The 25,913-nt window shown below is 37.7% G+C and carries 28 protein-coding genes, 2 rRNA genes, 1 pseudogene and 1 other annotated feature; of the genes and pseudogenes, 25 read left to right on the plus strand and 6 right to left on the minus strand.

Going from position 1 to position 25,913, the window contains the following annotated elements; all coding sequences use genetic code 11:
• Both KRR19_RS06295 and rrf read left to right on the plus strand, forming a co-directional pair.
• Positions 1-127 (plus strand): 23S ribosomal RNA (locus KRR19_RS06295); the annotation flags it as partial.
• Between the two features lie 70 nt (positions 128-197).
• Positions 198-312 (plus strand): 5S ribosomal RNA (gene rrf, locus KRR19_RS06300).
• A 106-nt stretch (positions 313-418) separates the two neighbouring features.
• On the opposite strand, the gene KRR19_RS06305 is transcribed toward rrf, so the two are convergent.
• From KRR19_RS06305 to pdxR, 3 genes are all read right to left on the minus strand, one after another.
• Positions 419-1,585 carry an MFS transporter gene (locus KRR19_RS06305; RefSeq protein ID WP_233666520.1) on the minus strand — a complete coding sequence of 389 codons (1,167 nt, stop codon included), beginning with the start codon at positions 1,583-1,585 and terminating at the stop codon, positions 419-421.
• A gap of 99 nt (positions 1,586-1,684) precedes the next feature.
• A complete protein-coding gene (locus tag KRR19_RS06310) occupies positions 1,685-2,155 on the minus strand; it encodes a GNAT family N-acetyltransferase (protein WP_156666398.1) in 471 nt (156 codons plus the stop codon).
• Between the two features lie 19 nt (positions 2,156-2,174).
• A complete protein-coding gene (gene pdxR, locus KRR19_RS06315; protein ID WP_057510396.1) occupies positions 2,175-3,542 on the minus strand; it encodes a MocR-like pyridoxine biosynthesis transcription factor PdxR in 1,368 nt (455 codons plus the stop codon).
• Between the two features lie 96 nt (positions 3,543-3,638).
• Here pdxR and pdxS point away from each other — a divergent pair, with 96 nt between their 5' ends.
• Together pdxS and pdxT are read left to right on the plus strand one after the other, a co-directional pair.
• Positions 3,639-4,526 (plus strand): pyridoxal 5'-phosphate synthase lyase subunit PdxS, encoded by an 888-nt coding sequence (pdxS, locus tag KRR19_RS06320; RefSeq protein ID WP_002481306.1) that lies wholly within the window; start codon positions 3,639-3,641, stop codon positions 4,524-4,526.
• A 1-nt stretch (position 4,527) separates the two neighbouring features.
• Positions 4,528-5,106 (plus strand): pyridoxal 5'-phosphate synthase glutaminase subunit PdxT, encoded by a 579-nt coding sequence (gene pdxT, locus KRR19_RS06325; protein ID WP_002481307.1) that lies wholly within the window; start codon positions 4,528-4,530, stop codon positions 5,104-5,106.
• Positions 5,107-5,146: 40 nt separating this feature from the next.
• On the opposite strand, the gene KRR19_RS06330 is transcribed toward pdxT, so the two are convergent.
• The 3 genes from KRR19_RS06330 to KRR19_RS06340 form a co-directional block, all read right to left on the minus strand.
• Positions 5,147-5,632 carry a GNAT family N-acetyltransferase gene (locus KRR19_RS06330; protein WP_023016298.1) on the minus strand — a complete coding sequence of 162 codons (486 nt, stop codon included), beginning with the start codon at positions 5,630-5,632 and terminating at the stop codon, positions 5,147-5,149.
• Between the two features lie 17 nt (positions 5,633-5,649).
• Positions 5,650-6,093 (minus strand): ASCH domain-containing protein, encoded by a 444-nt coding sequence (locus tag KRR19_RS06335; protein WP_023016299.1) that lies wholly within the window; start codon positions 6,091-6,093, stop codon positions 5,650-5,652.
• A gap of 99 nt (positions 6,094-6,192) precedes the next feature.
• The gene (locus KRR19_RS06340; protein ID WP_002481310.1) at positions 6,193-7,404 is read right to left on the minus strand and encodes a NupC/NupG family nucleoside CNT transporter; all 1,212 of its coding nucleotides are present in this window, start codon (positions 7,402-7,404) and stop codon (positions 6,193-6,195) included.
• A 171-nt stretch (positions 7,405-7,575) separates the two neighbouring features.
• Here KRR19_RS06340 and KRR19_RS06345 point away from each other — a divergent pair, with 171 nt between their 5' ends.
• From KRR19_RS06345 to KRR19_RS06445, 21 genes and pseudogenes are all read left to right on the plus strand, one after another.
• Positions 7,576-8,037 (plus strand): CtsR family transcriptional regulator, encoded by a 462-nt coding sequence (locus KRR19_RS06345; protein ID WP_023016300.1) that lies wholly within the window; start codon positions 7,576-7,578, stop codon positions 8,035-8,037.
• A gap of 119 nt (positions 8,038-8,156) precedes the next feature.
• Positions 8,157-8,561, plus strand: a pseudogene (locus KRR19_RS06350) (UvrB/UvrC motif-containing protein); the annotation flags it as partial.
• 3 nt (positions 8,562-8,564) lie between these two features.
• Positions 8,565-9,569, plus strand: coding sequence for a protein arginine kinase (locus KRR19_RS06355; RefSeq protein ID WP_002481313.1), 1,005 nt, complete (start codon positions 8,565-8,567; stop codon positions 9,567-9,569).
• Positions 9,570-9,580: 11 nt separating this feature from the next.
• The gene (locus KRR19_RS06360) at positions 9,581-12,046 is read left to right on the plus strand and encodes an ATP-dependent Clp protease ATP-binding subunit (protein WP_057510126.1); all 2,466 of its coding nucleotides are present in this window, start codon (positions 9,581-9,583) and stop codon (positions 12,044-12,046) included.
• 287 nt (positions 12,047-12,333) lie between these two features.
• On the plus strand, positions 12,334-13,704 hold the full coding sequence (gene radA, locus KRR19_RS06365; RefSeq protein ID WP_002481315.1) for a DNA repair protein RadA: 1,371 nt from the start codon (positions 12,334-12,336) through the stop codon (positions 13,702-13,704).
• A 27-nt stretch (positions 13,705-13,731) separates the two neighbouring features.
• Positions 13,732-14,796: a PIN/TRAM domain-containing protein gene (locus KRR19_RS06370; RefSeq protein ID WP_002481316.1), complete on the plus strand. Its 1,065-nt coding sequence runs from the start codon at positions 13,732-13,734 to the stop codon at positions 14,794-14,796.
• Positions 14,797-15,082: 286 nt separating this feature from the next.
• The gene (gene gltX, locus KRR19_RS06375) at positions 15,083-16,537 is read left to right on the plus strand and encodes a glutamate--tRNA ligase (protein WP_002481317.1); all 1,455 of its coding nucleotides are present in this window, start codon (positions 15,083-15,085) and stop codon (positions 16,535-16,537) included.
• A 299-nt stretch (positions 16,538-16,836) separates the two neighbouring features.
• The gene (gene cysE, locus KRR19_RS06380; protein WP_172954255.1) at positions 16,837-17,466 is read left to right on the plus strand and encodes a serine O-acetyltransferase; all 630 of its coding nucleotides are present in this window, start codon (positions 16,837-16,839) and stop codon (positions 17,464-17,466) included.
• A complete protein-coding gene (gene cysS / locus KRR19_RS06385) occupies positions 17,450-18,850 on the plus strand; it encodes a cysteine--tRNA ligase (RefSeq protein ID WP_156666397.1) in 1,401 nt (466 codons plus the stop codon). Before cysE ends, cysS begins: the two co-directional genes overlap by 17 nt.
• A 43-nt stretch (positions 18,851-18,893) precedes the next feature.
• Positions 18,894-19,244, plus strand: coding sequence for a Mini-ribonuclease 3 (locus tag KRR19_RS06390; protein ID WP_156666399.1), 351 nt, complete (start codon positions 18,894-18,896; stop codon positions 19,242-19,244).
• Positions 19,245-19,248: 4 nt separating this feature from the next.
• Positions 19,249-19,992 (plus strand): 23S rRNA (guanosine(2251)-2'-O)-methyltransferase RlmB, encoded by a 744-nt coding sequence (gene rlmB, locus KRR19_RS06395; protein ID WP_156666396.1) that lies wholly within the window; start codon positions 19,249-19,251, stop codon positions 19,990-19,992.
• Positions 19,993-19,995: 3 nt separating this feature from the next.
• Complete coding sequence (locus KRR19_RS06400) at positions 19,996-20,526, plus strand: NYN domain-containing protein (protein WP_156666395.1); 531 nt, start codon at positions 19,996-19,998, stop codon at positions 20,524-20,526.
• Positions 20,527-20,603: 77 nt separating this feature from the next.
• Complete coding sequence (locus KRR19_RS06405) at positions 20,604-21,179, plus strand: sigma-70 family RNA polymerase sigma factor (RefSeq protein ID WP_156666394.1); 576 nt, start codon at positions 20,604-20,606, stop codon at positions 21,177-21,179.
• Between the two features lie 112 nt (positions 21,180-21,291).
• Entirely contained in the window at positions 21,292-21,435 is a 144-nt protein-coding gene (rpmG, locus tag KRR19_RS06410) for a 50S ribosomal protein L33 (protein ID WP_081600403.1), read from the plus strand.
• 46 nt (positions 21,436-21,481) lie between these two features.
• Positions 21,482-21,688: a preprotein translocase subunit SecE gene (secE, locus tag KRR19_RS06415; protein ID WP_023016303.1), complete on the plus strand. Its 207-nt coding sequence runs from the start codon at positions 21,482-21,484 to the stop codon at positions 21,686-21,688.
• Positions 21,689-21,702: 14 nt separating this feature from the next.
• Positions 21,703-22,251: a transcription termination/antitermination protein NusG gene (gene nusG, locus KRR19_RS06420; RefSeq protein WP_002481325.1), complete on the plus strand. Its 549-nt coding sequence runs from the start codon at positions 21,703-21,705 to the stop codon at positions 22,249-22,251.
• A 152-nt stretch (positions 22,252-22,403) separates the two neighbouring features.
• On the plus strand, positions 22,404-22,826 hold the full coding sequence (rplK, locus tag KRR19_RS06425) for a 50S ribosomal protein L11 (protein ID WP_002481326.1): 423 nt from the start codon (positions 22,404-22,406) through the stop codon (positions 22,824-22,826).
• A 194-nt stretch (positions 22,827-23,020) separates the two neighbouring features.
• Positions 23,021-23,716 carry a 50S ribosomal protein L1 gene (gene rplA / locus KRR19_RS06430; RefSeq protein WP_002481327.1) on the plus strand — a complete coding sequence of 232 codons (696 nt, stop codon included), beginning with the start codon at positions 23,021-23,023 and terminating at the stop codon, positions 23,714-23,716.
• Between the two features lie 141 nt (positions 23,717-23,857).
• Positions 23,858-24,003, plus strand: a sequence feature (ribosomal protein L10 leader region).
• A gap of 45 nt (positions 24,004-24,048) precedes the next feature.
• Positions 24,049-24,552, plus strand: coding sequence for a 50S ribosomal protein L10 (rplJ, locus tag KRR19_RS06435; RefSeq protein ID WP_002481328.1), 504 nt, complete (start codon positions 24,049-24,051; stop codon positions 24,550-24,552).
• A 44-nt stretch (positions 24,553-24,596) separates the two neighbouring features.
• Positions 24,597-24,965, plus strand: coding sequence for a 50S ribosomal protein L7/L12 (gene rplL / locus KRR19_RS06440; RefSeq protein ID WP_002481329.1), 369 nt, complete (start codon positions 24,597-24,599; stop codon positions 24,963-24,965).
• Positions 24,966-25,246: 281 nt separating this feature from the next.
• Positions 25,247-25,852: a class I SAM-dependent methyltransferase gene (locus KRR19_RS06445; RefSeq protein WP_002481330.1), complete on the plus strand. Its 606-nt coding sequence runs from the start codon at positions 25,247-25,249 to the stop codon at positions 25,850-25,852.
• Positions 25,853-25,913: the final 61 nt, after the last annotated feature.

Here is a 25,913-nt window from a genome sequence, read left to right on the forward strand (position 1 = left end):
CCCTCAAGATGAGATTTCCCAACTTCGGTTATAAGATCCCTCAAAGATGATGAGGTTAATAGGTTCGGGGTGGAAGCATAGCGATATGTGGAGCTGACGAATACTAATCGATCGAAGACTTAATCAATTTCAAGTTTTGATTGGTCGAATTGAAATTTACTTACTATCTAGTTTTGAATGTATAATACATTCCATTGTCTGGCGACAATGGCAAAGAGGTCACACCTGTTCCCATGCCGAACACAGAAGTTAAGCTCTTTAGCGCCGATGGTAGTCGGACTTACGTTCCGCAAGAGTAGGACGTTGCCAGGCAAACACGAGATCCTGTAGAGGGTCTCTTTTTTTATGCCTATATAATGGTATGAATAAATAAATCGCCCGCTCTGTATTTAATGGTACACAGAGTGGGCGATTATGTTTATGAAGTAATAGATGAATGTTGTTTTTCGACATAAATAGATATTAATAAGAACATCAAACCGATTAGTGTAAGCAAAGGTGCAATTAAACTTAATGAGGCTACAGGTAAGTGTGTGATAACTAAACCACCTACAAACGCACCTAACGCATTGCCTAAGTTGAAGGCAGATTGATTCAATGTACTGGCTAACGTAGGCGCATCTTGTGAAATCAATGTGCTCTTATATTGAAGAGAGGGACTCATACTAAATCCGATAACTCCAAATAAAAAGACGCCAAGTACCATTACAAGTCCATTGAACTGCATGAAATACAGAATTCCAAAATAGAGGATGAAGACTGTGAAAATTAATTGTAACGCCTTATTCAAATTCCAATCCGCAAGTTTACCACCGATTAAGTTACCTAGCGTGACACCCACACCAAAGATAATCAACATAAAGGAAATGAGATTTTCTTTAATATGTGTGACATCTATTAATACTGATGAAATGTAAGTAAAATACGCAAAGACACTGCTGAAACCAAACAGGGTTACTGCGAGCGTTAACCATAAACGCTTTTCTTTTAAGATTTTCAATTCGTCTAATACAGATGAAGCTTGACGCTCTTTTTGATTAGGAACAAAAATCATAATACCAATCAACGCTAATATTCCGATAATAGCTATAATCACAAAAGTCATCGCCCATCCGAATTGTTGACCGATTAATGTTCCAAAAGGTACACCTAAAATATTACTTAAAGATAGTCCCATGAACATCAACGCCATGGCACTTGCGCGATATTGCGGTTGTACCATACTTGCGGCTAAAATAGATCCGATTCCAAAGAAAGAACCGTGCGCAAGTGAAGTGATAATTCTAGCTGTCATCATGAAGCCGTAACTTGTGCTGAATGATGAAGCTAAGTTACCAATAATGAAAATAGCCATTAAAAGCATTAATAAATATTTTCGATTAAGTTTGATGGTTATCATAACCAAAATAGGTCCGCCAATTGCGACACCTAAGGCATAGCCTGTAATTAATTGACCAGCTTGACTGACCGTCACATGGAAATCACGTGCGATATTGGGTAGTAAGCCCATGATGACAAATTCTGTCATTCCAATCGCAAATGCGCCGATCGCAAGCATCCATATCGCAATAGGATATTTCTTCAAAATGACACCTCCGAAAATTCGCAAATATGGACTCGATTATACGTGAACCTTTAAATAGCGTCAATGCACTATATGATGTTTTATAAAAAGGTGACATATTTAAAATTGATAAGACATCACATGTTGCGGACCAGCTGGACCTTCTAATATACGTTTAGTATCGATATAGCCAAGTTTTTGATAGACATGAATGGCTTTAGGATTTTTAAAATTAACTGAAAGTACGATTTCATCAGTATTTGGAAAATGAGTACGCACATAGTCAGGTAATTGTGCCAAAGCTGCTTGAGCTAGACCTTGGCCTTGCATACGTTCCGTAATAGAGAAAGATTTTACTAAGACAGCATTTAAATTTTGTGCTAAGGATGCACCTTCATCATTTTGATTCAGCCTCATAAAGCCAACTGGATGTTGTTGATGTAAAACAACGACAGGATATTCTCCAGGTGCTAAATCTTCAAGAGCCGCAAAGGGTAAGAGCGCAAAAGCACTTTCTGCTTCAGCAATTGTAAACTTCTCAAGGTCTTGATCATATTTAGAATCATATGGGACTAATTGAACGTCAGACATATTGTTTTTCTCCTTTAAGTCATTTTGTCAGTGTTTGAATCAATACACTAGTATGTGCTTCTAGTTCATTATCTGGAATCCCCCCGAACCCGATAATAAATTTCGGTGCTGTAACATCATAATTCTCTTTCTTCATATAATTGATTAATGGGATGAGTTTGACATGATTTTGTTTCGCACGTTGTAACACCTCATCTAAATGCATGCCGTTTTGAACTGTTAATGTAAAATGCATGCCGGTTGTGGCACCTTCAATCATGAGTTGATTTTGATAGGGCTTTAAAGCTTCTAAGATATAAGTCAGTTTATGGCGATAAACTTTACGCATTTTATTCAAATGGCGATCAAATGAACCGTTTTCCATAAATTGCGCTACTGTATACTGCATTGGGGCAGGGACTGTATTACCTTCTTTGTTAGGTAAATCGTGATAATTTTTCATCAGTGCTTTAGGCAGCACCATAAACGCAATACGGCAACTTGGGAATAATGATTTAGAAAAGGTACTGATATAAATAACCTTTCCTGTCTTATCTAAACTTTGAAGTGCAGGAATCGGTTTACTGAAATAGCGGAACTCTGAATCATAATCATCCTCGATAATGAAACGGTCTTTATGTTGTTGGGCCCAGTTGATAAGTTGTGTACGGGTCTTTAAGTTCATCACATAGCCAGTCGGGAATTGATGCGAGGGTGTCACATATACCACTTGGCGATTGGAATTGAAAACTTGTGACATCTCAATTCCTTTTTTAGTAACAGGTACTTGTTTATAAGCTAATTCTTTTTTATCCAACACTTGCTTAATAGGTGGATAGCTTGGATATTCAATGATGTAAGAACGATCAGTGAGTATATCTGTTACTTGGTTGATTAACTGTTCAGTGGATGAACCGATAATGATTTGTTCGGGATGACAATTCACACCGCGACTATTAAAGAGATAATGTGCGATGGCTTGTCTTAATCTGAATTCACCTTGTTGATCTCCAGGCTGTAAAATATCTGGCATAGATTCATCAAAGACATCACGCGCATACTTACGAAATTGTTGCCACGGAAAGTGTTCTGTATCAATACGTGCCAAATCAAAGCGATAACGTGTAGTTGTTTCTTTTTGAGTTTGTTGAATCACTGCAGTTGGAGATTCTTTTGTGACTACTGGCAGTGATTCAATATCTGATACATAATAGCCTGACCGCGGCTTTGAATAGATATAACCTTCATCTAGTAAGTATTGGTATGCATGTTCAATTGTTGTATTACTGAGTGAATGATGTTCAGCAAGTCGGCGTTTAGAAGGGAAACGGTCACCAGATTGATACTGGCCTTCAATGATTTGTTCCTTCAACTTTTGATAAAGCTGCATATATAAAGGTTGTTTCATTCAACTGGCCTCCTAATATTTATCGAAATTGGTCCTTTAACACTATCAGTTTATCCTTTACACTGGATTTAATCAATGAGAAAAGGGGTATTTAGAATGTCTAAAATTGTAGGCTCAGATCGAGTAAAACGTGGAATGGCTGAAATGCAAAAAGGCGGCGTAATCATGGACGTTGTCAATGCAGAACAAGCTAAAATTGCAGAAGAAGCAGGCGCAGTAGCAGTTATGGCGCTTGAACGTGTACCATCAGATATCAGAGCAGCTGGCGGTGTTGCGCGTGCATGTAATCCTAAAATTGTTCAAGAAGTAATGGATGCTGTTTCAATTCCAGTTATGGCTAAATGCCGTATCGGACATATTACAGAAGCACGTGTGTTAGAAGCAATGGGTGTAGACTACATCGATGAATCAGAAGTATTAACACCTGCTGATGAAGAGTATCATTTATTAAAAAGCGACTACACTGTACCATTCGTATGCGGTTGCCGTAACTTAGGCGAAGCAGCACGTCGTATCGGTGAAGGTGCAGCAATGTTACGTACGAAAGGTGAACCAGGTACTGGTAACATCGTTGAAGCAGTACGTCATATGCGTCAAGTGAATTCAGAAGTGGCTAAATTAACAGTTATGCCAGATGATGAAATCATGACATTCGCAAAAGAAATCGGTGCACCATACGAAGTCTTAAAATCAATTAAAGACAATGGTCGTTTACCAGTAGTTAACTTTGCGGCAGGCGGTGTTGCGACACCTCAAGACGCAGCGTTAATGATGCAATTAGGTGCTGACGGTGTATTCGTAGGTTCAGGTATCTTTAAATCAGAAGACCCTGAAAAATTCGCAAAAGCAATTGTTCAAGCAACAACACACTACACTGATTACGAATTAATCGGTAAATTAGCTCAAGAGCTTGGTGAAGCAATGAGAGGCTTAGATGTAAATCAACTTTCATTAGAAGAACGTATGCAAGAGCGTGGCTGGTAAGATGAAAATCGGAGTCCTCGCACTACAAGGCGCAGTACGTGAACATTTGCGCCACATTGAGCTCAGCGGCCACGAAGGTATCGCAATCAAACGTGTTGAACAATTAGAAGAAATCGACGGCTTAATTTTACCAGGAGGTGAATCAACGACATTACGTCGTTTGATGAATCTGTATGGATTTAAAGAAGCTTTAGTCAACTCAGATTTACCGATGTTCGGTACATGTGCCGGATTGATTGTCTTAGCACAAGACATCGTCGGTGAAGAAGGGTATTTGAAGAAATTAGATATCACTGTAGAACGTAATTCGTTTGGGCGACAAGTGGACAGCTTTGAGTCTGAATTAGATATTAAAGGTATCGCAGAGGATATTGAAGCGGTCTTCATCAGAGCGCCGCATATTGAAAAAGTAAACAGTGACAATGTAGAAGTATTAAGTACAGTCGGCGACAAAATTGTCGCAGTTAAAGAAGGTAATTATTTAGGTGTTTCTTTCCATCCGGAATTAACAGATGATTATCGAGTAACACAGTACTTCATCGAACATATTGTTGCTGAAAGTAAAAAAGCGAATGTATAATCATTCAAAAAACGAGCAGCCATAACGGTTGCTCGTTTTTTTAGTCTGGAAATTTTTCTAAGTATATTAATCCTTCATGGTCAGGTGTGCTGTTTTGGTTAATATAATCATAGCCGCGCTTTCGATAAAATTGTACTGCGGTTATTGAAGCAGGGATAATGAGACGTTTTGCGCGATGATAATAATAGTCATCTTCTAAAGTATCCATAATCAGTTTACCTATACCTAATTTTTGATAATCAGGAGAAACAAAAATAGAAAAGAAGCATGATTCTGTTTCACTGCCATAGTAAGGACCAATCGCACCTGTACCGATTAATTGATTGTTTAATTTAAAGACATAGAAGTTGATATGCTCTGCTTTATGTTGAATGCTTTCAGGCGTGGTTTCTGTTACGTAACTTTCAATAGCTTCTTTCGGTTCATCTTTGATGTTGGTCGTTCTGAGTGTATGACATATTAAATCCACAACCGCTTGTGTATCTGATGCTTGAAATTTACTGATTTGTATCTTATTTAAGTCCATAATTTCACCTGCTTTATTTATTTAGTAAATAGACATTCAAATTCTTCACAGACCATGATTTGATCTTCATCAAAAGTTTGATTAATGCTTGCGTATTCAGGTATGAAAAAGTCGCGATGGACGTTTCTCCAATATGTTAAGGTTCGAGAACCTTCTCCTTCTTTATATGCGTGTTTTTCTGATACTTCACAGAAAGGGACTTGATATACTTTAGTATTTTTAATAATACAAACAGGATGATCTTGCGCATCTAGAACGATACTCAAATCGTTGACTTTTGGTAGAGGCCCTTCTTCCTCAATGTAGAAAGCTAAACCGCTGGTTGTCGCAGTTTTGATACCTTGTGTGACTAACTCAGCTAAGTCTGTAGCATCGACACCGAATTGCCAGGCGGTATAAGAAGCGTCTTGATAAATAGGATACTCAGTTATGAATTTGTCCCAAAATTCATCGATATTCATTATGACACCTCCATAATTAAGTGTTACTTTACACGAAAGTGGTTTGGAATGCAATATGAAAAAACGACTCCCTGATTGCGGAAGTCGTTTAAAAATGATTTACATGAATAGACCTGCGATAGCTGCAGAGATGAATGATACAAGTGTTGCACCGAATAGTAATTTAAGTCCGAAACGTGCAACCAAGTCACCTTTTTCATCATTTAATGATTTGATGGCACCAGAAATGATACCGATAGAACTGAAGTTTGCGAATGATACTAAGAAGACAGAAGTAATACCGATTGCACGTTCTGATAAACCATGCATTTTACCTAAGTCTAACATCGCAACGAATTCGTTTGATAATAATTTTGTAGCCATTAATGAACCTGCTTTAACTGCGTCATCCCAAGGAATACCTGTTAGGAATGCGAATGGCGCAAAGACAAATCCGATTAATGTTTGGAAGTCCCATTTAATTGAACCGCCTGATACAGCTGTAAAGATACCGCTGACAAGGCCATTAAGTAAAGCAATAATTGCGATATAACCAATTAACATTGCCCCTACAATAACCGCAACTTTAAATCCGTCTAAAATGTATTCACCTAACATTTCGAAGAAAGATTGTTTTTGTCCTGTTTCTTCTACTAATAATTTGTCGTCTTTTTCATCAACTGTATATGGATTGATAATTGAAGCGATAATAAATCCACCGAATAAGTTTAATACAATTGCTGTTACGACATATTTAGGGTCTAACAGTGTGAAGTAAGCACCGATAATTGAAGCGGATACTGTCGACATTGCTGAAGCAGTTAATGTATATAAACGGTGCTTCGGAATGTATGGTAATTGTTTCTTCAATGAAATGAATACTTCTGATTGTCCTAAAATAGCAGCTGCAACTGCGTTATATGATTCTAAACGACCCATGCCGTTGATTTTAGAGATCAAGAAACCTAAACCATTAATAATCATTGGTAAAATCTTAGTGTATTGTAAGATACCGATAATTGCTGAAATGAAGACAATCGGTAATAATACGTTGAAGAAGAATGGCGGTTGATCTGGATTGACGTATTTAAAGCCTCCAAATACAAAGTTAACTCCTTCTGCAGCTTTTGATAACAGATAGGCGAAGCCTTTCGCAATACCGCCGATGACTGTGATTCCTGCATTTGTTTTTAAGAGAACAAACGCGAAGATAAATTGAATCACAAGCAAGATACCAACGTAATGCCACTTAACGTTTTTCTTGTCAGAACTAACAACAAGTGCGAGGGCTAAGAAGAAGACAATCCCTATTAAAGCAATAAGTATATGCATGTTATTTCTCATCCTTTTATTTTTTATTTCATCCAATATCATACAGGAAAAAAGCGCTTTCGAACATCCTATTTTTGACGATGTTGCAAATTTTTTAAATCATATTGGTTGAAAAAGGTCAAAGTTGGTCATATAATATAGTCAAAGAAGGTCAAAAAAGGGGTGATATCCATGCATAATATGTCCGACATCATAGAACAGTACATTAAGCATTTATTTGAAGAATCAAATAAAGATGTTGTTGAGATACAACGAGCGAATATTGCTCAACGTTTTGACTGTGTGCCTTCTCAACTTAATTATGTAATTAAGACAAGATTCACCAATGAACACGGTTATGAAATCGAAAGTAAACGCGGTGGTGGAGGTTATATCCGAATCACTAAGGTTGAAACCAAGGATACGAAAGGTTATATTGATCACCTCTTACAAATCATCGGCGATTCAATCTCTCAACAACAAGCACATTATGTGATCGAAGGATTGCTTGATAATCAATATATAACATTACGCGAAGCGAAAATGATGCTTGCAGTGGTAGATAGAGATACGTTAAGAATGGATGTTGCTGCAAGGGACATTGTCCGCGCAAACATATTGAAACAGCTATTGCCGGTCATTAATTACTATTAATAGTTAGGAGGCTGCACATGGCTGACACATTTGCATATGGAACAAAAACAAACGCACTTAAGTCACAAGAACACAATAGAATTAAAGCACAAAGTAATGAAGAGGAACCTACATGGCAGAACAATCAAGATGACATGGAAGGCTCTTTTGTTATAAAACAAATACTTCAACATTTGGCGTCTAAGCATGGTATTCAATTAGAAGACTTAAGCGTCAGAGAAGAGAAGAAGTGTCCTACTTGCCATATGACAATGAAAGATATTGCGTATAAAGGGAAGTTTGGGTGTGCACAATGTTACACTACCTTTAAAGAGGATATTGTAGATATTGTCAGACGTGTGCAAGGCGGACAATTTGAACATGTCGGTAAAACGCCTGTCTCCTCTCAGCACAAACTCGCATTAAAGAAAAAAATAGAAGCTAAAAATAAATATTTACAAGAATTAATAGAACAACAAGCGTTTGAAGAAGCGGCTGTCGTTCGTGATGAAATTAAAGCACTACAAGAAGAAAGCGAGGGATAACACATGAGCGAACATTCAATGTACATGAGTAGTTGGATGCAGCAGAATGAAACAACGCCGGTCGTGATGTCTTCACGTATACGACTTGCGAGAAACTTGAACAATCATGTTCATCCCTTAATGTTTACTTCAGATGTAGAAGGACAAAAAGTCATTAATGAAGTCCAAGATGCACTGCCTGATTTAAAAGTATTAAATATGCAGACCATCACACATACAGATAAATTAAAATTAGTAGCGAAGCATCTGATCAGTAAAGAACTGATTGAACAGCCGGCTTCAGCGGTATTGTTGAATGATGATGAATCATTAAGCATAATGGTAAATGAAGAGGATCATATTAGAATTCAAACCATGAGTTCAGATATGGATTTAGAAGCACTTTATCAAGAAGCTTCAGAAATAGATGACCAATTAGATAGAGCACTTGATATCAGTTTTGATGAAGATTTAGGTTATTTAACAACGTGTCCAACGAATATTGGTACAGGAATGCGTGCAAGCGTGATGCTACACCTTCCAGGACTTTCTATCATGAAGCGTATGAATCGCATTGCTCAAACTATTAACCGTTTCGGCTTTACGATTCGCGGTATTTTCGGAGAAGGTTCTCAAGTTTATGGTCACATCTATCAAGTTTCAAACCAATTAACCTTGGGAAGAACTGAGGAACAAATTATTGAAACGTTAACTGAAATCGTCCAACAAATTATTGCGGAGGAAATGCAGATTCGCAAACAACTGGATTATCATAACTTAGTTGAGATGCAAGACCGCATTTATCGCTCACTTGGTTTATTGCGCTACAGTCGCATAATGTCTATGGAAGAAGCATCGACGAGACTCAGTGAGGTCAAGTTAGGTATTGATTTAGGTTATATTGATTTACCAGAATTCAACTTCAATCAAATGATGGTAGCGATTCAATCCCCATTCTTGATTGACGAAGCACAACAAATTTCAATTAAAGAACAAAGAGCAAATATTATTAGAGAACATATAAAATAGGAGGTTTTGCTATGTTATTCGGTAGATTAACAGAACGTGCACAACGTGTCTTAGCACATGCACAAGAAGAAGCGATTCGTTTGAATCACTCAAATATCGGAACTGAACACTTATTGCTTGGTTTAATGAAAGAACCAGAAGGTATTGCCGCAAAAGTATTAGAAAGTTTCGGTATCACAGAAGACCTTGTTGTTACAGAAGTAGAAAAATTAATTGGTCAAGGTCAAGAACACATCGGCACATTGCACTATACACCGAGAGCGAAAAAAGTGATTGAACTTTCAATGGATGAAGCACGTAAATTACACCATAATTTCGTAGGTACAGAACACATTTTACTTGGTTTAATCCGTGAAAACGAAGGTGTAGCTGCACGTGTATTCGCAAACTTGGATTTAAATATCACTAAAGCGCGTGCTCAAGTTGTCAAAGCACTTGGTAGCCCAGAAATGAGCAATAAAAATGCACAAACTGCAAAATCTAACAACACACCGACACTTGATGGTTTAGCACGTGACTTAACAGTGATTGCTAAAGACGGCACATTAGATCCTGTTGTCGGCCGTGATAAAGAAATCACACGTGTCATCGAAGTATTAAGCCGTCGTACTAAAAACAACCCAGTGTTAATCGGTGAGCCTGGTGTAGGTAAAACAGCAATTGCTGAAGGCTTAGCACAAGCTATTGTAAATAATGAAGTGCCTGAGACATTAAAAGGTAAACGTGTGATGTCTCTAGACATGGGTACAGTTGTTGCCGGTACAAAATACCGTGGTGAATTCGAAGAAAGACTGAAAAAAGTTATGGAAGAAATTCATCAAGCAGGTAACGTTATCTTATTCATCGACGAATTGCACACATTAATCGGTGCAGGCGGTGCTGAAGGTGCCATTGACGCATCTAACATCTTAAAACCAGCACTTGCACGTGGTGAATTACAAGCTATCGGTGCAACAACGTTAGATGAATACCGTAAACACATTGAAAAAGATGCAGCTTTAGAACGTCGTTTCCAACCTGTACAAGTGGATGAACCGACAGTTGAAGATACAATCTTAATCCTAAAAGGATTACGTGATCGTTATGAAGCGCATCACCGTATCAATATTTCTGATGAAGCGGTTGAAGCAGCAGCACGTTTAAGTGACCGTTATGTTTCAGATCGTTTCTTACCAGACAAAGCAATCGACTTAATCGATGAAGCAAGTTCAAAAGTAAGATTGAAAAGTCATACGACTCCTTCAAACTTAAAAGAAATTGAACAAGAAATCGAAAAAGTGAAAAACGAAAAAGATGCAGCTGTACATTCACAAGAGTTCGAAAATGCTGCAAACCTTCGTGATAAACAAACAAAATTAGAAAAACAATATGAAGAAGCGAAAAATGAATGGAAAAACAAACAAGGCGGCGCAAACACATCATTAACAGAAAATGATATTGCTGAAGTGATTGCAGGCTGGACTGGTATTCCATTAACACGCTTAAATGAAACAGAATCAGAACGTCTGTTGAACTTAGAAGACACATTGCATAAACGTGTCATCGGTCAAAAAGATGCTGTGACATCTATCAGTAAAGCAGTACGCCGTGCACGTGCAGGCTTGAAAGACCCTAAACGTCCAATCGGAAGCTTTATCTTCTTAGGACCAACAGGTGTAGGTAAAACAGAATTAGCACGCGCATTAGCTGAATCAATGTTCGGCGATGAAGATGCGATGATTCGTGTAGACATGAGTGAGTTCATGGAAAAACACGCAGTGAGCCGTTTAGTCGGAGCGCCTCCAGGCTATGTAGGTCATGATGACGGTGGTCAATTGACTGAAAAAGTAAGACGTAAACCTTACTCAGTTATTCTATTCGACGAAGTAGAAAAAGCACATCCTGATGTCTTCAACATTATGTTGCAAGTCTTAGATGATGGTTTCTTAACTGATACAAAAGGTCGTCGTGTAGACTTCCGTAACACAGTCATTATCATGACTTCAAACGTCGGTGCACAAGAATTACAAGATCAACGCTTTGCTGGTTTCGGCGGCGGCAGCGACGAAGGTGCAGATTACGAAACAATTCGCAGTACAATGATGAAAGAATTGAAAAATGCATTCCGTCCTGAATTCTTAAACCGTGTTGATGATATTATTGTCTTCCACAAATTGGATAAAGCTGAATTGAAAGAAATCGTAACAAAAATGGTCAGCAACCTTACTGATCGTCTATCTGAACAAGATATTAATATCGAAGTGACAGAAGCTGCGAAAGAAAAAATCGCAGAAGAAGGTTACGATCCTCAATATGGTGCACGTCCACTTATCAGAGCAATTCAAAAAACAGTTGAGGATAACTTAAGTGAGTTAATCCTAGACGGTAACCGATTAGAAGGTAAAGACGTAGTTGTGGATCACAATGGCGACAAATTTGAATACAAAATCAATGATCGCCAAACAAAAGAAACTGAAGAAACAAAAACAAAAGCGTAATAAACGTAATGGTTAAACCAGATAAATAGATCAAGACTCCTTTTTAAGCAGTATTTATAACATGGCTGCTTAAAAGGAGTCTTTTTATATATTGTGATTTTGATAGTTTAAAGAGAATATAATATGTAGTTTTAAAGAAATTTGGTATGATGTGGTTAAAGATGAGAGTTAGATGATTGTATGAAATGTGTTTTCAGGTTTAGAATAAGAAAGAATCAATGATAGCTTTTAAACCCTAGAGGGTGTAAAATAGATTTGTTTTTCACGAAAAAATAGGTGGTGTAAATTTGGCAAAAAAGAAAGTGACATTTGAATGTATGGCATGTGGTTATCAATCACCGAAATGGATGGGGAAATGTCCGAATTGTGGTGCTTGGAACCAAATGGAAGAAGTTATGACGCAAAAAGAAGCCCCAAGTGGCAGAGGGATGCGTACAAGAGAACAAACAGCTAAAGTAACAAAGTTAAATGATGTCCAACATGAATCTACACCGCGTATCCATACAAGCTCGAGAGAATTTGATCGTGTCTTAGGTGGCGGTATTGTCCAAGGTTCGCTTGTGTTAATCGGTGGGGACCCTGGTATTGGTAAATCGACATTATTACTTCAAATTTGTTCTGCGTTATCTCAAAATAAAAAAGTACTTTATATTACAGGTGAGGAATCACTGAATCAAACGAAATTGCGAGCAGATCGTTTAGAAGAAGATTCAAGTCAATTAAACGTGTTTGCGGAAACAGATTTAGAAGTTATTAAAGAAGCTGTTAAACAAACACAACCAGACTTAGTGGTGGTAGACTCGATTCAAACAGTGTATCATCCGGAAATCAGTTCAGCGCCTGGTTCTGTCTCACAAGTACGAGAAAGTACGCAAATTCTGATGGGGATTGCGAAACAAATGAATATCGCAACCTTTATCGTCGGTCATGTGACGAAAGAAGGACAAATTGCAGGTCCACGTTTATTAGAACATATGGTAGATACGGTACTATATTTCGAAGGGGACGAACATCATGCATATAGAATTCTGCGTGCAGTGAAGAACCGTTTCGGTTCAACGAATGAAATGGGAATCTTCGAAATGAAACATAGCGGTTTGAAAGGAGTTAAGAACCCTTCAGAGATGTTCTTAGAAGAACGTTCAACGAATGTAGCTGGCTCTACAATTGTTCCGACAATGGAAGGTACACGTCCTTTATTAATTGAAGTGCAAGCATTAGTGACACCGACAACATTTAATAACCCAAGACGTATGGCGACTGGTATCGATCATAACCGTTTAAATTTATTAATGGCAGTGTTAGAGAAGAAAGAAAGTTACTTGCTGCAACAACAAGATGCTTATGTCAAAGTTGCAGGCGGCGTGCGTTTAACAGAACCAGCTGTTGATTTAGCAATTATCGCAGCGGTTGCTTCTAGTTTTAAAGACCAACCTATCAACGGCATGGATTGTTTCGTCGGTGAAGTAGGTCTGACAGGAGAAGTACGACGTGTCTCACGTATTGAACAACGTGTTCAAGAAGCAGCGAAATTAGGTTTCAAACGTGTGATTATTCCTAAAACCAATATAGGAGGTTGGGACTTCCCAGATAATATTCAAGTTATCGGTGTAACCAGTGTGCATGAAGCACTGAACTTTGCATTGATGAAAAGCTGATACCACAGAGAGAAAGGAGGCTATCAGATGAATATTGTAAAGACAATTGTCATCATCAGTTATATGATTTTAGGTATCAGTTTGGGGATATTAATCATACCTGATATTGCGCGCGATACAGGTTTTGCAGATACTTATGTATGGCTGACTAATAAATATATTGCTGGCATCATTGGTATGATTATATTCTTTGTTTTATTTGGTTTGTTGATTCCTAAAATCACCAGAGCTTTGCGTAAATTAGAAGGTTTTATTATGCGACACAGCGCAATTGAAATCCTCTTTGCAGCCATAGGTTTGATTATGGGACTTTTTATTTCTGTAATGATCGCATTTATTTTAAATATTATCGGATCATCTTTATTCCTTCATGTTCTTCCTATTATCATTACAGTATTCTTAAGTTATTTAGGTTTTCAATTTGGTTTGAAGAAACGTGATGAGATGTTGGCTTTCTTACCAGAGAAAATGGCACGTTCTGCCTCAACGAATGCTTTACGTGCGAACCCTAAAATTTTAGATACGAGCGCAGTCATTGACGGTCGGATTTTAGAGATAATCAAATGCGGCTTTCTAGATGGAGAGATTTTGATTCCACAAGGTGTAATCAATGAACTGCAAGTGGTCGCAGACTCGACAGATAGTGTGAAAAGAGAAAAAGGACAACGTGGCTTGGATATTTTAAACCAAATTCATGATGCAGATCATCCTTCTCGCATTGTCCATCCGCAGAAGTCTTATAATCATATCGATGCGCTATTGATTAAACTTGCGCATAAATATAAAGCTGATTTAATTACGACCGATTTCAACTTGAATAAGATTTCACGTGTACAAGGTATTAAAGTGTTGAATGTGAATGATTTGTCTGAAGCGGTAAAACCAGCTGTGCGCCAAGGCGACCATATGAATTTATTAATTACTAAGATGGGTAAAGAACCTGGACAAGGTGTCGGCTATTTAGAAGATGGCACTATGGTAGTCATTGATGATGCGAAATCCTTAGTTGGCCAACATGTCAAAATTGAAATTACCAGTATTTTACAAACATCATCTGGACGAATTGTCTTTGCGAAATTAATTCAACAGTGAGCATCCCTTGTTTCACATGGAACAGAAGGGTAAACAGAGTTGATTCGTGTAAGCAAATGGGCTTACCAAATAAGGCTTGTAATGCTACAATAAGTAAGAATGGGTACAGAACTGCCTGGCTATTTATGTCAGTCAAACAGATAGGTCTTATCACTGCTTTTGACCTTGGTTTATCATGAATAATCAAGCACATTCTGAAGTATCACTGTCTCTGAATTATTAGAGATAGTTGAGTTCTCGAACTTTCTTTAATCAATAATCTAAAAATACAGGAGTGAACGAAATAATGAGTGAACGCGTAAGAGTCAGATATGCACCAAGTCCGACTGGTTATTTGCATATCGGAAACGCTAGAACAGCACTATTCAACTATTTATTTGCTAAACACTATGATGGGGACTTTGTCGTACGTATTGAGGATACGGATAAGAAACGTAACTTAGAAGACGGCGAATCTTCTCAATTCAGCAACCTGAAATGGTTAGGTCTTGATTGGGATGAATCTGTAGATAAAGACGGAGGTTATGGTCCGTATCGTCAATCTGAACGTGGTAAATTCTATGATCCTTTAGTAGAACAATTATTAGCAGAAGATAAAGCGTATAAATGTTACATGACTGAAGAAGAATTAGAAGCAGAACGTGAAGGTCAAATCGCACGTGGTGAAACACCTCGTTATGGTGGTAAACACGCACATTTAACAAAAGAAGAACAAGAAGCGTTTGAAGCAGAAGGACGCAAACCTTCAATTCGTTTCCGTGTGCCTAAAGGCAAAGTATATAAATTTGATGACATGGTTAAAGGTGAAGTGTCATTCGAATCTGATAACATCGGCGACTGGGTTATTGTGAAAAAAGACGGTGTACCGACTTATAACTTTGCGGTAGCTGCAGATGACCATTATATGGAAATCTCAGATGTTATCCGTGGTGATGACCATGTATCAAATACACCAAAACAATTAATGATTTATGAAGCATTCGGTTGGGAACCTCCACGTTTCGGACATATTTCATTGATTGTCAACGAACAACGTAAAAAATTAAGTAAACGTGATGGCCAAATCTTACAATTCATCGAGCAATACCGTGACTTAGGTTACTTGCCAGAAGCATTGTTCAACTTCATCACATTACTTGGTTGGTCACCAGAAGGTGAAGAAGAAATCTTCTCTAAAGAAGAATTCATTAAATTATTCGATGAAAATCGTTTACAAAAATCACCAGCATTCTTCGATAAGAAAAAACTAGCTTGGGTAAACAACCAATATATGAAACAAAAAGACTCAGAAACTGTCTTTGAATTAGCGTTACCTCACTTAATCAATGCAGGGTTGATTCCAGAATCACCTTCAGAAGAAGATTTAGATTGGGGTCGCAAGTTAATTGGTTTATACCAAAAAGAAATGAGTTATGCCGGTGAAATCGTACCGCTTTCTGAAATTTTCTTCAGAGATGAAGTTGCATTAAATGAAGAAGAACAAGAAGTCATCAATGGGGAACAAGTACCAGAATTAATGGAACACTTATATGGCAAACTAGAAGAATTAGAGCCATTTGAAGCGGCTGAAATTAAGAAAACAATTAAAGCTGTACAAAAAGAAACAGGTATCAAAGGTAAACAATTATTTATGCCGATTCGTGTTGCGGTAACAGGCGAAATGCATGGACCGGAATTACCGAATACAATGGAAGTATTAGGTAAAGAAAAGGTATTAAAACGTTTGAAAAAATATCTATAATTTTAGTGGGTAACCTTGCTTGAATTTTCAGCATAAACCACCTATTATTAAAAGTAATTACTACTAAGGATTAGTAGATAATGGTTCAAGTCCAGAGAGTGTGCGGTTGCTGCGAGCACATCTTGAACATTATTGAATGCACCTTGGTTCAGACAATGATAAATACGGGATTTGAGAGAGTATATAAAAATAGTTTTTTTGTATGCTGAAGAAGAGTGGAACCGTGCGAAGCACCTCTGACATTAAGTTGTTAGAGGTGCTTTCGTTATAAATAGGAGGGGAATAACTTGTTTAAAAGAATGAGAGACGATATAAAAATGGTATTCGAACAAGATCCTGCAGCTAAGACATCATTTGAGGTAGTAACAACGTATGCGGGATTGCATGCAGTATGGAATCACTTGCTTGCACATAAACTTTATAATAAAAAGCACTACGTGGCTGCACGTATTATTTCGCAAATATCACGCTTTTTCACTGGTATTGAAATTCATCCAGGTGCTAAAATCGGCAAACGTTTATTTATCGATCACGGCATGGGTGTGGTCATTGGTGAAACTTGTACGATTGGCGATAACGTTACAATTTATCAAGGTGTCACACTTGGCGGTACTGGCAAAGAAAAAGGTAAACGTCACCCTGACATTGGCGATAATGTCTTAATTGCGGCAGGTTCAAAGATTTTAGGAAATATCAAAGTAGACTCTAATGTCAATATTGGTGCGAACTCAGTTGTATTAACCAATGTACCAAGCTATTCCACAGTTGTCGGTATTCCTGGCCATATCGTGAAACAACATGGTAAACGTATCGGTAAAAACTTTGATCATCTCAACTTACCAGACCCGATTTACGAACAAATGAAACAATTAGAAAAGCAACTAGAGCAAGTGAAGAATGGAGAGATTCAAGATGATTACATTATATAATACATTGACGAGACAGAAAGAACCGTTTAAGCCGATAGAAGAAGGCAAGGTTAAGATGTATGTCTGCGGTCCAACAGTTTATAACTATATTCATATCGGTAATGCACGTCCAGCTATCAACTATGATGTTGTACGTCGTTATTTTGAATATAAAGGTTATGACGTTAATTATGTATCTAACTTTACGGACGTGGATGATAAATTAATCAAACGTTCAAAAGAGTTGAATGAAAGTGTGCAAGAAATCGCTGACCGTTACATTCAAGCTTTTTATGAAGATACAGGTGCGTTGAATGTCAAAAAAGCAACATCTAATCCACGTGTTATGAACCATATGGATGATATCATCACATTTATCCAAAACCTGGTAGAACAAGGTTATGCTTATGAAAGTGAAGGCGATGTTTATTTCAGAACACGTAAGTTTGAAGGATATGGTAAATTAAGTCATCAATCTATTGATGATTTAAAAGTCGGTGCACGTATTGAATCAGGCGAACAAAAAGAAGATGCATTAGACTTCACGTTATGGAAAAAAGCGAAACCTGGAGAAATCAGCTGGGACAGCCCATTCGGCAAAGGACGTCCAGGCTGGCATATCGAGTGCTCAGTGATGGCATATCATGAATTAGGTGAAACGATTGATATCCACGCAGGCGGCAGTGACTTACAATTCCCACACCATGAAAACGAAATTGCACAATCAGAAGCGCATAACCATGCGACATTTGCGAATTACTGGATGCATAATGGTTTCATTAATATCAATAATGAAAAAATGAGTAAGTCATTAGGTAACTTCGTACTTGTACATGACATTATTAAAGAAGTAGACCCTGATGTATTACGTTTCTTTATGATCAGCGTACACTACCGCAGTCCAATCAACTACAACATGGAATTAGTCGAATCTGCGAAAGCTGGTTTAGAACGTATCCGTAATAGTTATCAAGCGATTGAAGAAAGAGAAGCGATTGCTTCAGATATCGAAGATCAATCAGATTATATTGAACAAATTGATGCATTGTTAAAACAATTTGAAACGGTTATGGATGATGACTTCAATACTGCTAATGCGATTACAACTTGGTATGATTTAGCGAAACTTGCGAATAAATATGTGATGGAAAACACAACATCTAAAAAAGTGATTGAACGCTTTAAAGAAGTATTCCAAATCTTCAGCGACGTTTTAGGAGTTCCATTAAAAGGCAAACAACATGATGAATTGTTAGATGAAGACATTGAAGCCTTGATTGAAGAGCGTAATCAAGCGCGTAAAAATAAAGATTATGCACGTGCGGATGAAATCCGTGATGAATTAAAAGCACAAAATATTATCCTTGAAGATACACCGCAAGGCGTGAGATTCAAACGTGGATAATCAAGAAAATATCAAACTGCTGAACCCATTATCTTTAGCATATATGGGGGATGCAGTTTTAGATCAATATGTCAGAACGCATATCATTTTGAAATTGCGTGCAAAACCGAATCGTCTGCATCAACAAGCAAAACGTTTTGTGTCTGCGAAAAGCCAGGCTATTACGTTGGAAAGTTTGGTGCAGTCGGATTGGTTTACAGAAGAAGAATTAGAAATTGTGCGCAGAGGGCGTAATGCGAAAAGCCATACAAAAGCGAAAAATACTGACATTCAGACGTATCGTAAAAGCTCTGGTTTAGAAGCGGTGATTGGTTTCTTATATTTAGATCATCAATCAGACCGATTGGAATCATTGCTTGAGCGTATTGTGACTGAAGTCGAAGAAAGGGAGTGAGGATGTGGAAGATTCAGTAATTGTAGGGAGACATGCCGTGAAAGAAGCAATTACTTCTGGGCATCCCATCAACAAGATTTTGATTCAAGATGGCGTGAAAAAGCAACAACTTGATGAAATCTTAAAAAATGCAAAAAAGCAAAAATTGATTGTGCAGACCGTCCCAAAAACGAAATTAGACGGATTAGCTGAAGCACCGCACCAAGGTGTCGCAGCATTGGTTGCGCCATATGAATATGTAGAGCTAGATGATTTGCTTGCGAAACTTAAAGCACAAAATCATTTACCAACATTAATGTTACTGGATGGTCTAGAAGACCCGCACAACCTAGGTTCCATTTTGAGAACTGCGGATGCAGCAGGTGTAGATGGTGTCATTATACCGAAACGTCGTTCTGTTGCTTTAACACAAACAGTTGCTAAAGCGTCTGCAGGTGCGATTCAACACATTCCGGTAACACGTGTAACAAACTTATCTCAAACGATGGATAAGTTAAAAGAAGAAGGTTATTGGATTGCAGGGACTGCAGCCGATAACGCAACAGATTACCGTCAAATGAGTGCAGATATGCCACTTGCCATTGTTATCGGTAACGAAGGACATGGTATGAGCCGACTTGTTAAAGAGAAGTGTGATTTTTATATTAAAATCCCTATGGTCGGTCATATTAACAGTTTGAATGCATCTGTTGCTGCAAGCTTAATGATGTATGAAATTTATCGAAAACGTCACCCGGTTGGAGAATAAGCTATGAAGCACAAGGATCGGTATTTAATCATCGACGGTTACAATATGATTGGTCATAGTCGTGCTTTATCAGGATTGGCTAAAGAGAATTTAGAAGAAGCCAGAGAAAAGTTGTTGCTGGCTATCGGCAACTATAAAGCAACTGTGGCAGACGATGTGATATGTGTGTTTGACGCTTATGAACAAGAAGGTAATGAAAGTGAATTTTATTACCACGGGGTACGAACGATTTTCACAAAAGAACATGAAACAGCTGACAGCTTTATAGAACGATTTGTATATGGGTTATATGACAAACATACAACCCATATTGCTGTTGTTACGAGTGATATGAGTGAACAGCACGCTATCTTCGGTACGGGTGCTTATCGTATTTCGTCTCGAGAAATGTGGCAGAACATTAAGTTGAATGAAGCGAGTGTTGAGTCATCAATGAAAACGTTCAATAATAATAAACCTCGAACACGTATCCAACTCACAGATGAAGTATTATCAGAATTTGAAAAAATCAGAAGAGGCGACCAAGAAAAATAAGATTTCTGTACATTGCTTATTTCATCAGCATTCCGCTATGATAAGTTCACTTTTATGAAAGGATCGAACTTACCGTAATGCAGAAAACTTCCATACCTCAAGATATTGTCTCTCTTATACACCTTGCACAAATGCATGACGATTACGCGATGCATCAATTACTAGAAGTGTTGCAGCCGTTTATACGCAGTCGGCTGATTCATCCTTCGATTGCACCGCATGATTGTGATGACTTGATACAAGACATCTCCTTAAGAATCAGCAGAAATATTTATCATTTTAAAACGATAGAAACGATTCCGTTTGAACATTATTTCAATCGCTTAGTCAGCACTTCTAAATACGATTATTACAGAAGACAGAAGCGGCTGAGATTACAACAAGATTGTCTTGTTCAAGAAGCGGAGTGTAGTTATCGTACGCAATTGCCATCTGTCGAAGCACAACTCATTTTAAAAGAACGTTCGGAAATTCTGCTTAATTGTTGTAAGAAATTAAGCAAATTAGAGCGAGAAGTAGTACAATATATATTGGATGATTATTCCCCAAGTGAAACAGCACAAGCGATGGATTTAAGTGAAAAGACGGTTTATAATGCTCTTCATCGTAGTAAAGTGAAGTTACGTAAAATGCAGGAATTATTGGATGCATAATTGCGTTTCGTTACACTTATAGATACAACTTACAATTCACTAGACGTTTGACAATTTGAGGGTTTCTTATGTATAGTTAGTGAGTATTTAATATAGGTAAGGTGAAGGTATTATGAAGAAAGTCCCGCTTAACTGTGAAATTTGCGGCAATAGAAACTATACCGTACCAAAGAACAGCAACCTTGCAGAAAGACTCGTGTTAAAGAAGTATTGCAAAAAGTGCAATGCGCATACAGTACACAAGGAATCGAAGTAATTGCTAAAGGCCAAGATGAAATTATTGATTAATTGGAGGTACGACAATGGCTGAAGATAAAAACAAAAAATCAAAAGCACCAAAAGAGAGTTTCTTCAAAGGCGTTATATCTGAGATGGAGAAAACGAGCTGGCCGACTGGTCAAGAACTCGTGAAATACACAACAATTGTAATTGTTACAGTGTTATTTTTCTTAATCTTCTTCTATGCCTTAGATTTGGGAATCGGTAGATTAATAGAATTAATTAGTTAATGAGGAGTGACAGCATGTCTGAAGAAGTTGGAGCAAAGCGTTGGTATGCCGTGCATACTTACTCTGGCTATGAAAATAAAGTTAAGAAAAATTTAGAAAAACGTGTTGAATCAATGAATATGACAGAACAGATTTTCAGAGTTGTCATACCTGAAGAAGAGGAAACACAAGTTAAAGACGGTAAAGCGAAGAAAATCACGAAAAAAACTTTCCCTGGCTATGTCTTGGTAGAGTTAGTCATGACAGATGAGTCATGGTATGTAGTACGTAATACACCAGGTGTAACAGGATTTGTCGGTTCAGCAGGTGCTGGATCAAAACCTAACCCGCTGTTGCCGGATGAAGTCCGCTTTATTTTAAAACAAATGGGAATGAAAGAAAAAACAATTGATGTTGAAGTCGAAGTTGGAGAACAAGTTCGTATCAAGTCTGGCCCATTTGCCAACCAAGTCGGTGAAGTACAAGAAATCGAAGCAGATAAATTCAAGCTTACAGTATTAGTAGATATGTTTGGCAGAGAAACTCCGGTTGAAGTTGAGTTTGATCAAATCGAAAAATTGTAATTCGAATAGGTGTTGATTTTACAATTTTTCAATGATATAATACTATGGTCGTCCTTTGGAAGAAGGAGGCCATTTCGTCACGAAATGTTTTAAGAGTGGGAGGGCAAAATTGAGCCCTGTGACCACATCACGATATCAAGGAGGTGCACATCGTGGCTAAAAAAGTAGAAAAAGTAGTTAAATTGCAAATTCCTGCAGGTAAAGCGAACCCAGCACCACCAGTTGGTCCAGCATTAGGTCAAGCAGGTGTGAACATTATGGGATTCTGTAAAGAATTCAACGCGAGAACACAAGAACAAGCAGGTTTAATCATTCCGGTAGAAATCAGTGTGTATGAGGATCGCTCATTTACATTCATCACTAAAACTCCACCGGCTCCAGTACTACTTAAAAAAGCAGCTGGCGTTGACAAAGGTTCTGGTGAACCTAACAAAAACAAAGTTGCTACAGTAACTAAAGATCAAGTACGTGAAATCGCTGAAACTAAAATGCCTGACTTAAACGCAGCAGACATCGAAGCAGCAATGCGTATTGTTGAAGGTACTGCTCGTAGTATGGGTATCACTGTAGAATAATAGCGTAAAGATGAGTTTGCTCATCTAACGAAACGAATAACAATCAGAAACGTGAAACAAACATGGCAGATGACAGTAAAGTTAATCCAATGAATAAAAATTGCGAACAGCTCACAAGGTCATCTGCTCTTAACTTGCATAAGCAAGTAATGTGGGAGGACATTCCGCTAAAACCACTAAAGGAGGAAATATAAATGGCTAAAAAAGGTAAAAAGTATCTAGATGCTGCTAAAAAAGTTGACCGTAATACTTATTACGCTGTTGAAGAAGCAATCAGCTTAGCTAAAGAAACTAGCGTTGCAAACTTCGACGCTTCTGTAGAAGTAGCATTCCGTTTAGGTATCGATACTCGTAAAAATGACCAGCAAATCCGTGGTGCAGTAGTATTACCACACGGTACTGGTAAAACACAACGTGTATTAGTATTCGCGAAAGGTGACAAAGCTGCTGAAGCAGAAGCAGCTGGCGCTGATTACGTAGGCGAATCAGAATACGCTAACAAAATCCAACAAGGCTGGTTCGACTTCGATGTAGTTGTAGCTACACCGGACATGATGGGCGAAGTTGGTAAATTAGGTCGTGTATTAGGACCTAAAGGTTTAATGCCTAACCCTAAAACTGGCACAGTAACTATGGATGTTAAAAAAGCGGTTGAAGAAATCAAAGCAGGTAAAGTAGAATACCGTGCTGAGAAAGCTGGTATCGTCCACGCTTCAATCGGTAAAGTATCATTCAGTACTGAGGATTTAGTTGATAACTTCAACACTATCCAAGATGTATTAGCAAAAGCTAAACCAGCTTCAGCTAAAGGTACTTACTTCAAGTCTGTTGCAGTTTCAACTACAATGGGTCCTGGTGTTAAAGTAGATACTTCAAACTTCAAACTATAATATAAATGAAATTTAAGAACTAGAGAAAATGTAAAAGTTGCAAAGTGCCAATCGTATCGATTCATATCTGAGACAGCTGAAAATATTTTCTCTAGTTTTTTTAATTACTTATTGACATATCACATTGAAACAGTTATATTGATAAATGTGATTATTTTACCTAAGACAGTAGGAGTTAGAGATAACTTAAAACTTGATCCTACCGAGGCTAAAATTGACTTGAACGTGAACTATGAAACTTTCAAGCACTTTTTGCCGTAGGGTGAAAGTGCTTTTTTTATTGGGTAAAGCTCAAAAAAAGCACCGAACAAAATATGTATGGAGGTGTCTAAATGTCTGGAATTATTGAAGCGAAAAAACAATTAGTTGAACAAATCGCTGATCAACTTAAAAATTCTGTTTCAACAGTAATCGTAGATTACCGTGGTTTAACAGTAGAAGAAGTAACAGAATTACGTAAACAATTACGTGAAGCTGGTGTTGAGTACAAAGTTTACAAAAACACTATGTTACGTCGTGCTGCTGAACAAGCGGGAATCGAAGGTCTTGACGAATTCTTAACAGGTCCAACAGCTGTTGCAACAACTACTGACGATGTAGTTGCTCCTGCAAAAGTTATCGCTGGATTTGCTAAAGATCACGAAGCTTTAGAAATTAAAACAGGCGTAATGGAAGGTAGCGTTATCTCAGCAGAAGAAGTTAAAACTGTTGGTTCATTACCATCACACGACGGTCTTGTTTCTATGTTACTTTCTGTATTACAAGCTCCTGTACGCAACTTCGCTTATGCGGTTAAAGCAGTTGGAGAATCTAAAGAAGAAGAAAGTGCTGAATAATCAGTACACACAATTAATTATTTAAAAAATGGAGGAAATATATAATGGCTAATCAAGAACAAATCATTGAAGCAATTAAAGAAATGTCAGTATTAGAATTAAATGACTTAGTAAAAGCAATCGAAGAAGAATTTGGTGTAACTGCAGCAGCTCCAGTAGCAGCAGCAGGTGCAGCAGGCGGCGGAGACGCAGCAGCAGAAAAAACTGAATTTGACGTTGAGTTAACTTCAGCTGGTTCATCTAAAATCAAAGTTGTTAAAGCTGTTAAAGACGCAACTGGTTTAGGATTGAAAGACGCTAAAGAATTAGTAGACAACGCTCCTAAAGTAATCAAAGAAGCTTTACCTAAAGAAGAAGCTGAAAAACTTAAAGAAACATTAGAAGAAGTTGGCGCAACTGTAGAATTAAAATAATTCTATTGCCACAGCCAATAACTAAATGAAAAGAGAACGAGGCTAATAACCATTGTTAATGTGTGAAACTTAGTTTCACAGCCTGAATTCTTTGAGAAATGAAAACCCCGTTATTGAGTTAACGGGGTTTTTCTAATGAGTACAACTCATTATAGAACGAAAGGTATTTATAGCAAATGACTGATGAAATGTGTATCCTTAAAGTAAAGGGTAGACTTGTCTTTGTTGAAATGGAAGAGTATACTCGAACAGCTTCTAATGTAAAGTAATGAGGTGTAAGCATGAGTCATTATTATGACAAAGATCCTAAAGTTGAAAGTCATAAAGAGACATTTAAATACCATTATCATCAAAATGAATTGAATCTAGTGACTGATGCAGGTGTATTTTCTAAAGGGAAAATAGACTTTGGCTCAGATTTATTAGTTCGTACGTTTTTAAAAGAACATCCACCAGGACCTAAGAAGACGATTGTTGATGTGGGTTGCGGTTATGGACCGATTGGTTTGATGATTGCGAAAGTATCTCCGCATCACCATGTTATTATGTTGGATGTGAACCATCGAGCACTAGATTTAGCAAAAGAAAATAGTGAGAAAAACCATATTGAAAATGTCACTGTAAAAGAGAGTGATGGTTTAGCTGAAGTTCCGGATAATTCTTGTGACATGATCGTGACGAACCCGCCAATCAGGGCAGGGAAGTCAGTGGTTCATGGCATTTTAGAAGACGCACATGAGAAGTTGAGAGCTGAAGGTGAATTATACGTTGTAATTCAGAAAAAGCAAGGTATGCCTTCGGCGAAAAAGAAGATGGAAGCTGTTTTTGGTAATGTAGAAACCCTAACCAAAGAGAAAGGGTATTACATTTTGAAAAGCAAGCGTTAACCATTGACAACCATATTAATTTCTGATATAGTTATAGAATGTAAAAATTTATGTTCAAGAA

This window comes from Staphylococcus sp. CWZ226 (assembly GCF_018986355.1).
Classification (GTDB): Bacteria; Bacillota; Bacilli; order Staphylococcales; family Staphylococcaceae; genus Staphylococcus; species Staphylococcus simulans.

Coding starts and splice junctions, on each gene's coding strand:
- rplA (WP_002481327.1), top strand. CDS start 23,021: ATGGCTAAAAAAGGTAAAAAGTATCTAGATGCTGCTAAAAAAGTTGAC.
- KRR19_RS06445 (WP_002481330.1), top strand. CDS start 25,247: ATGAGTCATTATTATGACAAAGATCCTAAAGTTGAAAGTCATAAAGAG.
- KRR19_RS06310 (WP_156666398.1), bottom strand. CDS start 2,155: ATGTCTGACGTTCAATTAGTCCCATATGATTCTAAATATGATCAAGAC.
- KRR19_RS06390 (WP_156666399.1), top strand. CDS start 18,894: ATGGGGGATGCAGTTTTAGATCAATATGTCAGAACGCATATCATTTTG.
- KRR19_RS06345 (WP_023016300.1), top strand. CDS start 7,576: ATGCATAATATGTCCGACATCATAGAACAGTACATTAAGCATTTATTT.
- nusG (WP_002481325.1), top strand. CDS start 21,703: ATGTCTGAAGAAGTTGGAGCAAAGCGTTGGTATGCCGTGCATACTTAC.
- secE (WP_023016303.1), top strand. CDS start 21,482: ATGGCTGAAGATAAAAACAAAAAATCAAAAGCACCAAAAGAGAGTTTC.
- cysE (WP_172954255.1), top strand. CDS start 16,837: ATGAGAGACGATATAAAAATGGTATTCGAACAAGATCCTGCAGCTAAG.
- rpmG (WP_081600403.1), top strand. CDS start 21,292: ATGAAGAAAGTCCCGCTTAACTGTGAAATTTGCGGCAATAGAAACTAT.
- KRR19_RS06370 (WP_002481316.1), top strand. CDS start 13,732: ATGAATATTGTAAAGACAATTGTCATCATCAGTTATATGATTTTAGGT.
- pdxT (WP_002481307.1), top strand. CDS start 4,528: ATGAAAATCGGAGTCCTCGCACTACAAGGCGCAGTACGTGAACATTTG.
- KRR19_RS06355 (WP_002481313.1), top strand. CDS start 8,565: ATGAGCGAACATTCAATGTACATGAGTAGTTGGATGCAGCAGAATGAA.
- KRR19_RS06405 (WP_156666394.1), top strand. CDS start 20,604: ATGCAGAAAACTTCCATACCTCAAGATATTGTCTCTCTTATACACCTT.
- rplL (WP_002481329.1), top strand. CDS start 24,597: ATGGCTAATCAAGAACAAATCATTGAAGCAATTAAAGAAATGTCAGTA.
- KRR19_RS06335 (WP_023016299.1), bottom strand. CDS start 6,093: ATGAATATCGATGAATTTTGGGACAAATTCATAACTGAGTATCCTATT.
- gltX (WP_002481317.1), top strand. CDS start 15,083: ATGAGTGAACGCGTAAGAGTCAGATATGCACCAAGTCCGACTGGTTAT.
- KRR19_RS06400 (WP_156666395.1), top strand. CDS start 19,996: ATGAAGCACAAGGATCGGTATTTAATCATCGACGGTTACAATATGATT.
- pdxR (WP_057510396.1), bottom strand. CDS start 3,542: ATGAAACAACCTTTATATATGCAGCTTTATCAAAAGTTGAAGGAACAA.
- rplJ (WP_002481328.1), top strand. CDS start 24,049: ATGTCTGGAATTATTGAAGCGAAAAAACAATTAGTTGAACAAATCGCT.
- KRR19_RS06330 (WP_023016298.1), bottom strand. CDS start 5,632: ATGGACTTAAATAAGATACAAATCAGTAAATTTCAAGCATCAGATACA.
- pdxS (WP_002481306.1), top strand. CDS start 3,639: ATGTCTAAAATTGTAGGCTCAGATCGAGTAAAACGTGGAATGGCTGAA.
- cysS (WP_156666397.1), top strand. CDS start 17,450: ATGATTACATTATATAATACATTGACGAGACAGAAAGAACCGTTTAAG.
- KRR19_RS06340 (WP_002481310.1), bottom strand. CDS start 7,404: ATGCATATACTTATTGCTTTAATAGGGATTGTCTTCTTCTTAGCCCTC.
- KRR19_RS06360 (WP_057510126.1), top strand. CDS start 9,581: ATGTTATTCGGTAGATTAACAGAACGTGCACAACGTGTCTTAGCACAT.